At 53.7% G+C, this 3158-nt stretch carries 2 rRNA genes; both read left to right on the top strand.

Annotated elements, in window-relative coordinates:
* Window positions 1-7: 7 nt before the first annotated feature.
* Window positions 8-2888: ribosomal RNA gene (locus AC3FNH_RS32385) — 23S ribosomal RNA — on the top strand.
* A gap of 129 nt (window positions 2889-3017) precedes the next feature.
* Window positions 3018-3131 (top strand): 5S ribosomal RNA (gene rrf, locus AC3FNH_RS32380).
* Window positions 3132-3158: the final 27 nt, after the last annotated feature.

The raw sequence follows: 3158 nt of genomic DNA, 5'->3' as shown, positions 1-3158 counted from the left end.
GTTATAGGGTCAAGCGAACAAGTGCATGTGGTGGATGCCTTGGCGATCACAGGCGATGAAGGACGCGGTAGCCTGCGAAAAGCTTCGGGGAGCTGGCAAACGAGCTTTGATCCGGAGATGTCCGAATGGGGAAACCCGGCCCGAATGGGTCATCCCTGGCTGAATACATAGGCCAGGGAAGCGAACGCGGCGAACTGAAACATCTAAGTAGCTGCAGGAACAGAAATCAACCGAGATTCCCAAAGTAGTGGCGAACGAAATGGGAAGAGCCTTGTACTCTTTAGCAGTGTTGTTAGCAGAACGGGATGGAAAGCCCGGCCATAGCAGGTGATAGCCCTGTATGCGAAAACAGCGTTGTGGAACTAGGTGTACGACAAGTAGGGCGGGACACGTGAAATCCTGTCTGAAGATGGGGGGACCATCCTCCAAGGCTAAATACTCGTGATCGACCGATAGTGAACCAGTACCGTGAGGGAAAGGCGAAAAGAACCCCGGGAGGGGAGTGAAATAGATCCTGAAACCGCATGCATACAAACAGTCGGAGCCTGGAAACGGGTGACGGCGTACCTTTTGTATAATGGGTCAGCGACTTACATTCAGTGGCGAGCTTAACCGATTAGGGCAGGCGTAGCGAAAGCGAGTCCGAACAGGGCGATGAGTCGCTGGGTGTAGACCCGAAACCAGATGATCTATCCATGGCCAGGTTGAAGGTGCGGTAACACGTACTGGAGGACCGAACCCACTAACGTTGAAAAGTTAGGGGATGAGCTGTGGATAGGGGTGAAAGGCTAAACAAATCTGGAAATAGCTGGTTCTCTCCGAAAACTATTTAGGTAGTGCCTCGTGTGTCACCTTCGGGGGTAGAGCACTGTCATGGTTGGGGGGTCTATTGCTGATTACCCCGCCATAGCAAACTCCGAATACCGAAGAGTGCAATCACGGGAGACAGACATCGGGTGCTAACGTCCGGTGTCAAGAGGGAAACAACCCAGACCGCCAGCTAAGGTCCCCAAGATTGGCTAAGTGGGAAACGAAGTGGGAAGGCTAAAACAGTCAGGAGGTTGGCTTAGAAGCAGCCACCCTTTAAAGAAAGCGTAATAGCTCACTGATCGAGTCGTCCTGCGCGGAAGATGTAACGGGGCTAAGCCAGTCACCGAAGCTGCGGACGCACAGCAATGTGCGTGGTAGGAGAGCGTTCCGTAAGCCTGTGAAGGTGTCTTGTAAAGGATGCTGGAGGTATCGGAAGTGCGAATGCTGACATGAGTAGCGATAAAGGGGGTGAAAGGCCCCCTCGCCGTAAGCCCAAGGTTTCCTACGCAACGTTCATCGGCGTAGGGTGAGTCGGCCCCTAAGGCGAGGCAGAGATGCGTAGCTGATGGGAAGCAGGTTAATATTCCTGCACCGTCGTATGATGCGATGGGGGGACGGATCGCGGAAGGTTGTCCGGGTGTTGGAAGTCCCGGTCCCTGTAGTGGAGAAGGCGCTTAGGCAAATCCGGGCGCGCAATTCAAGGCTATGGGGCGAGCGGCTTTATGCTGCGAAGCAATTGGAAGTGGTTCCAAGAAAAGCCTCTAAGCTTCAGTCATACGAGACCGTACCGCAAACCGACACAGGTGGGCGAGATGAGTATTCTAAGGCGCTTGAGAGAACTCGGGAGAAGGAACTCGGCAAATTGGTACCGTAACTTCGGGATAAGGTACGCCCTGGTAGCTTGACTGGCCTGCGCCAGAAGGGTGAAGGGGTTGCAATAAAATGGTGGCTGCGACTGTTTAATAAAAACACAGCACTCTGCAAACACGAAAGTGGACGTATAGGGTGTGACGCCTGCCCGGTGCCGGAAGATTAAATGATGGGGTGCAAGCTCTTGATTGAAGTCCCGGTAAACGGCGGCCGTAACTATAACGGTCCTAAGGTAGCGAAATTCCTTGTCGGGTAAGTTCCGACCTGCACGAATGGCGTAACGATGGCCACACTGTCTCCTCCCGAGACTCAGCGAAGTTGAAGTGTTTGTGATGATGCAATCTCCCCGCGGCTAGACGGAAAGACCCCATGAACCTTTACTGTAGCTTTGCATTGGACTTTGAACCGATCTGTGTAGGATAGGTGGGAGGCTTTGAAGCGTGGACGCTAGTTCACGTGGAGCCGTCCTTGAAATACCACCCTGGTTTGTTTGAGGTTCTAACCTTGGCCCGTGAATCCGGGTCGGGGACAGTGCATGGTAGGCAGTTTGACTGGGGCGGTCTCCTCCCAAAGTGTAACGGAGGAGTTCGAAGGTACGCTTGGTACGGTCGGACATCGTACCTAAAGTGCAATGGCAAAAGCGTGCTTAACTGCGAGACCGACAAGTCGAGCAGGTGCGAAAGCAGGACATAGTGATCCGGTGGTTCTGAATGGAAGGGCCATCGCTCAACGGATAAAAGGTACTCTGGGGATAACAGGCTGATACCGCCCAAGAGTTCATATCGACGGCGGTGTTTGGCACCTCGATGTCGGCTCATCTCATCCTGGGGCTGTAGCCGGTCCCAAGGGTATGGCTGTTCGCCATTTAAAGAGGTACGTGAGCTGGGTTTAAAACGTCGTGAGACAGTTTGGTCCCTATCTGCCGTGGGCGTTGGAATCTTGACGGGGGCTGCTCCTAGTACGAGAGGACCGGAGTGGACGTACCGCTGGTGTACCTGTTGTCTCGCCAGAGGCATCGCAGGGTAGCTATGTACGGAAGAGATAACCGCTGAAAGCATCTAAGCGGGAAACTCGCCTGAAGATGAGGATTCCCTGGCGGCTTGACCGCCTTGAAGGGTCGTTCGAGACCAGGACGTTGATAGGCTGGGTGTGGAAGCGCAGTAATGCGTTAAGCTAACCAGTACTAATTGCCCGTAAGGCTTGATCCTATAACCAGTGTGTTTTAGCCTGGTGAGTGGAAAATCGCCTTGTGCCGATACAGCACAACCCGAAGACTACAAAGACTACATCCCGAATTGGTGACGCTGACCCACCTGTCAGCGCCACAACCCCTTATGCCTGGTGACCATAGCGAGTTGGAACCACCCCTTCCCATCCCGAACAGGTCCGTGAAACGACTCCGCGCCGATGATAGTGCGGATTACCCGTGTGAAAGTAGGTCATCGCCAGGCTCTTACAATGCAAAACCCCTCGACAGC

Source organism: Cupriavidus sp. 22TCCZM01-5 (assembly GCF_057798915.1).
Note: the sequence above shows the minus strand (reverse complement) of the source record. Positions and strands in the feature narration are given on the sequence as shown.